Genomic DNA, 4,811 nt, shown 5'->3' with positions numbered 1-4,811 from the left:
GTGTGCCATCTACGCGCGCGCCTTTAACCGGGCGCGCGTGGACGGCGGATGGGTCTTCCGGTTTTTTTGCGTGCCTGGGCAACCCTTGCTGGTAACCTGAGCTTTGCTTGTTTGCCAACTTATGGAACATGAATCATGCCATCGACGAGTCGTTCGAAGCTGGCTTTCCCACGACTGGCCTGTCTACTGTTCGTGAGTGGCGCAGCCTTGGCCTGTCCAGCGCTTGCCGACAACTCTCCTGCGGCCGTCGAGCCTGGAAAAATTTTCGCGGGCCTTGATGCATTCAAGGCATTCCTCGCCGGCGGTGGAGACCAAGTGACTGGTTTGGCTACCGGCGAGCTTGCCGGCATAGGTGATATACAGGCCGTTGTCATCCAGCGTCAAAGTCCGACGCTTGGCCCTCAGGTGGTTCTCCTTGCGCGCCAGGCAGACGGGCGCCTGCGGGTTCAAGCGGTGACCAGGGCTGCGGATGTCAGCGATGTCCAGGTGTCTGTCCGTATCGAACGCGGCAGCCTGTTCATTGGCGTGGAATCGACAACAGGTGGAGCGTGGGGGGCCTACCAGTACAAGCGCCAGGCGGACGGCCGGCTTCGCCTTATCGGGGTCAGGTTGCACCGGGCCGATAACAGTGGCGAACCCGATCACGACACAACGGCCGTGGTCGACACGGATTTCAATCTAATCACTGGCAAGATGCTCTTCAAGCGCATAGGGGATACGCGCCCCCCTGAGGCAACAGCCCATGGCCCCGCCTGCTATCTGGATGATTTCAACTTCGCTTTCTATAGCTGCGCGGCATCCATGAAGACCGCGGACGGAACATCCGCGGATCAATTGATGAATACGCCTTAAGAACAGCATGGTCAGGCTCCAGCCCCCGAACCCGGCGAATCAGCCTGGCGCCATCCCCGCTCACGACTCCGGCGGCACGATCACCACCCCATGCAGCCCTTCCCTTCGAGCCAGCCCCGGCCCGAACTGCACCACGTGCCCGTCCTTCATCACCACGGTGTAGTCAGTGTGCGCCATCGATACGCGCGAGCGATGCCGTGCCAGATAGGTATAGACCTCGAAATCCCCCATCGTGCCCAAGGCATCCGGACGGCCCAGCGTGGCGACGACCTGGTCGCGGCTGCTGTCCGGACTTAAGTTGGTGATTTTCTGGCCGGTGGTGTGACAGCCGGCCAAGGCGGTCGCCAGTGCGACCGCTCCCATGATGCGCTTCATGACTCCCCCTGAGACCGGCGCTGCCTGCGCCATGCGCTTGCGAATTAGGCCGCATGGTAGCGCACGACGGGAGGTGAGCAAATCGCAGGATATTACGAAATAGCCTGAACGAGACAACCCTTGGCATGCCCCGGGGCCAATGCCAAAATGCCCTGCGTCAGGGGGAAATCTTTGGAAAGCGACAGTCCACACCGTGCGGTTTCCGGTGCGGGCGCTGCCGTCGTGGTCCATGACGGACCGGCCTCTCCCTCGTCGGCGCAGCGAAAGGATTTGAGGTGCGACGCGAAAGTATTCACGCGAGGGGGCAAGTTCCAGCCGCAGGTTTCGGAAGGTCGCCGATGCAGCGGCGCGCCCTGCTCCTGGGCCTGCTCTGCCTGGCCATGCTCGCAACGTTGCCCGCCGTCGCCGCGCCTGCCGTCACCTCCCTCGGTGAGCTGTTCTCCATCGCCCACGACAGCGAACCTGGCTACCGCGCGGCCAAGGCCAGCCTGGATGCCTCGCACGCGCGCACGCGCGAGGCCTTTGGCGCGATGTTGCCGCAGATCTCAGCCACCGCCACCAGCAACGGCAATCGCCGTCGCTATGACGAACTGGACGCCGTCACCCGCACCCTGCACGACCGCTACCACGGCGACACCGGCCAGGTCAGCCTGACCCAGCCGCTGTGGCGCCCGGCCAATACCGCGAGCCTGCACCAGGCCGAGCAGGTCGAGCAGCAGACCCAATACCAGCTCAAGGACGCCGAGCAGCAGCTCTACCAGAAGCTCGCTTCCGCCTGGTTTGACCTCATGGAAGCGCGCGATGCCGTGGAATTCACCACCGCGCAGCGCGATGCCTTGCGCGCGCAATGGGACATCTCCCGACGTGCCGCAGAGCTGGGCGCGCAAGGCGAACCCCAAGCCGACGACGCGCACGCCAAATACGAGGAAGCTGCGGCCGATGCCGCTTCGGCGGAAGCCGACCATGCGATCAAGCTCGCGGCGCTCGAGCAATGGGTCGGCCCGGCTGAAGACCTGCAACAGCCCTACCTGGACGACCAGCTCGAATTGCCTGACCTGGTCGGCGACGATCTCGAGGCATGGCTGGCCCGTATCGACACCAGTAGCCCCGCCCTGCGCGCGGCCTCCCGCGCCATCGTCGCCGCGGAGGAAGAGGTCAGCAAGCAGCGCGCCGGCCACCAGCCCACCCTGGACATGGTGGCAAGCTACGGCAACACCGACCAGAACGTGGGCAACTTCCCCGGCCAGGTCGGCTATCGCATCCGCACATTCGTCGTGGGCTTGCAACTGAACGTACCGATCTATTCCGGTGGCACGCAATCGGCCAAGGTAGCCGAGGCGCTAGCCTTGCGCGACAAGGCCCGCGACGACCTGGAAGCGGCGCGGCGGCAGGCCATCCTCAACGTGAAGACGGCCTTTCTCGCCTGGCGCGCGGGCCTGGCCAAAGCCCATGCCGCACGCATCGGCATCGCCTCCGCGCAACGCGCCCTGGCGGTGGCCGAGCGCGGCAGTGAGCGCGGGCTGAAGACCCAGGCCGATACGCTCGCGGCCAGGCAGCAGATCGCAGCCTCCCGCCGCGACATGCGCAAGGGGCGCTACCAGCAGCTGACCTCCTACATCAAGCTCAAGTCCACGCTCGGTGACCTGAATATCGCCGACGTCGACGAGCTGGATCAGTGCTTCGTGCCATCGAACATCGACGCTACCGCTTCGCTCAAGCTGGAGCACGCGCCGCGATGAACGCCCTGCCTGTCCTGCCCGATTCTTCAGCGCCCACGCCCCTGCTTGTGGACGGCTGGTCGCGCTTCGTCGCCGCGCGCACCTCGGCTGAATTCTGCGACGCGTGGCTTACCGTGCTGCGCGACAAATTCCCGCTGATCGTGCAGGCGGCGATCCTGGTGGAGTCCAGCGACGGCCAGAATTACGTGCCGATTGCCGTGTGGCCCCAGGCCAATAGCGATATGGCGCGCATGGGCGAAGCAGTGCAGCGCGCACTCACCGACCGTCGCGTGGTGGTGCAACCCTGCGCGGAACCGGCCGGGCTGTGGCACGTGGCCGCGCCGCTGGCAGTGCACGACCGCATCGCCGGCTCCGTGGTGCTTGAACTCACCGCGAACGACGAAATGCTGCCTGGATTGTTGCGCGAGCTGCATTGGGGCAGCGCCTGGCTCAGCAACCTGTTCATCCGGCGCGAGCACGACGCCGCACTCGCGGCCAGCGTCCGTTCCCTGGGCGTGCTCGAAGCCATCGCCATCGCGCTGCGCCACGAGCGTTTCCAGCAGGCCCTGTTCGACCTTAGCAACGAACTGCGCCGCCGCTTCGCCGGCACGCGCGTGGCCATCGGCCTGATGCGCCATGGCGAAGTGAAACTGACGGCGCTGTCGGAAGCGGCGACTTTCGAGAAATCCTCGCCGCTGGTGCAGGCGTACTCCGCTGCCATGAACGAGGCCTGTGATCTCGCCCAGCCAGTGGAAGCGGCCGCGCCCGAGCATGATGCGCCCGACAGCTTCCGCGCGCACACCGCGCTATTGCAACGTACCGGCGCCGGGCGATTGCTCTCGCTACCCATCACGCAGCAGGCCAAATGCATTGCGGTGGTAACGATCGAGCGTGAGGCACCCGCGCCATTCGGCGAAGAAGAACGCAAATGGCTGGAAACCTTCGGCGCCCTGCTTGCCCCGGTGATCGCGCAGCGCGTCGATGCCGAGCGCGGTTCGTGGCAGCGCCTGCGCGATGAAGGCCGTCGCTTCCTGGCCGCCTTGCTGGGTCCTCGCCATCTGCTGTGGAAGGCAGGTGCCCTGGCCGCGGCGCTGGTGCTCGCCTTGCTGGTGTTCTTGCCGGTGTCGTATCGCGTGTCTGCCAAGACTGTCACCGAGGGCGAGAGCCAGCGCGTCGCCGCCGCGCCGTTCGAGGGCTTCCTGGCCGCCAGTTTCGTGCGCGCCGGCGACATCGTGGCCAAGGGCCAGCCGCTGGCCCAGCTCGACGACCACGACCTGCGCGTGGAGCGCGCCAAGTGGGCCAGCGAGCGCGATCAATACGACAACAAGCTACGCGAGGCCATGGCCGGCCACGACCAGACCGCGATGCAGGTGGTCGGCGCCCAGCTGCGCGAGGCGCAGGCGCAGCTCGACCTGCTGGACGACAAGTTGTCACGGGTGAAATTGCTGGCGCCCTACGACGGCGTGGTCGTCACCGGTGACTTGAGCCAGCAAGTTGGCACGCCGGTGGAAGCGGGCAAGAAACTGTTCGAGATCGCTCCGCTGCACAGCTACCGGATCATCCTGCAGGTGGATGAGCGCGACATCGGCCAGGTACGCGCGGGCCAGTCCGGTGAATTGGTGATGACAGGCCTGGCGGGTGAGCCCATGCCGTTCACCATCGCCAAGATCATGCCGGTGGCGACCGCGCAGGACGGCCACAACTTCTACCGCGTCGAGGCGCGCCTGAAACAGGATTCGCCATTGCTGCTGCCGGGCATGGAAGGTATCGGCAAGATCGGCGCTGGCGACCGCAAGCTTGGCTGGGTGCTGCTCCATAGCCTGTTCGACTGGCTGCGCCTGAACCTGTGGAGCTGGGGCCTCTAGG

Annotated in this window: 4 protein-coding genes; 3 read left to right on the top strand and 1 reads right to left on the bottom strand. The window is 65.6% G+C overall.

All coding sequences use genetic code 11. The features are described 5' to 3' along the window. The first annotated feature begins 135 nt into the window (after nt 1–135). Nucleotides 136–852 carry a hypothetical protein gene (locus NDK18_RS00145; protein WP_250626715.1) on the top strand — a complete coding sequence of 239 codons (717 nt, stop codon included), beginning with the start codon at nt 136–138 and terminating at the stop codon, nt 850–852. Nucleotides 853–912: 60 nt separating this feature from the next. Here the strand turns inward: NDK18_RS00145 and bamE are convergent, their stop codons facing one another. Beyond that, nucleotides 913–1,227 (bottom strand): outer membrane protein assembly factor BamE domain-containing protein, encoded by a 315-nt coding sequence (gene bamE, locus NDK18_RS00140; RefSeq protein WP_250626714.1) that lies wholly within the window; start codon nt 1,225–1,227, stop codon nt 913–915. Nucleotides 1,228–1,565: 338 nt separating this feature from the next. Between bamE and NDK18_RS00135 the strand changes: the two genes are divergently transcribed. Continuing rightward, entirely contained in the window at nt 1,566–2,966 is a 1,401-nt protein-coding gene (locus NDK18_RS00135; protein WP_250626713.1) for a TolC family protein, read from the top strand. Next, a complete protein-coding gene (locus NDK18_RS00130; protein WP_250626712.1) occupies nt 2,963–4,810 on the top strand; it encodes a GAF domain-containing protein in 1,848 nt (615 codons plus the stop codon). Before NDK18_RS00135 ends, NDK18_RS00130 begins: the two co-directional genes overlap by 4 nt. Nucleotide 4,811 lies beyond the last annotated feature (1 nt).

This window comes from Pinirhizobacter soli (assembly GCF_015905305.1).
Taxonomy (GTDB): domain Bacteria; phylum Pseudomonadota; class Gammaproteobacteria; order Xanthomonadales; family Rhodanobacteraceae; genus Pinirhizobacter; species Pinirhizobacter soli.
This window is presented reverse-complemented; position numbering and strand designations above follow the sequence as displayed.

What these genes read in the sequence shown, in the direction of transcription:
- NDK18_RS00130 (WP_250626712.1), top strand. Translation starts at nt 2,963, where the DNA reads ATGAACGCCCTGCCTGTCCTGCCCGATTCTTCAGCGCCCACGCCCCTG.
- bamE (WP_250626714.1), bottom strand. Translation starts at nt 1,227, where the DNA reads ATGAAGCGCATCATGGGAGCGGTCGCACTGGCGACCGCCTTGGCCGGC.
- NDK18_RS00145 (WP_250626715.1), top strand. Translation starts at nt 136, where the DNA reads ATGCCATCGACGAGTCGTTCGAAGCTGGCTTTCCCACGACTGGCCTGT.
- NDK18_RS00135 (WP_250626713.1), top strand. Translation starts at nt 1,566, where the DNA reads ATGCAGCGGCGCGCCCTGCTCCTGGGCCTGCTCTGCCTGGCCATGCTC.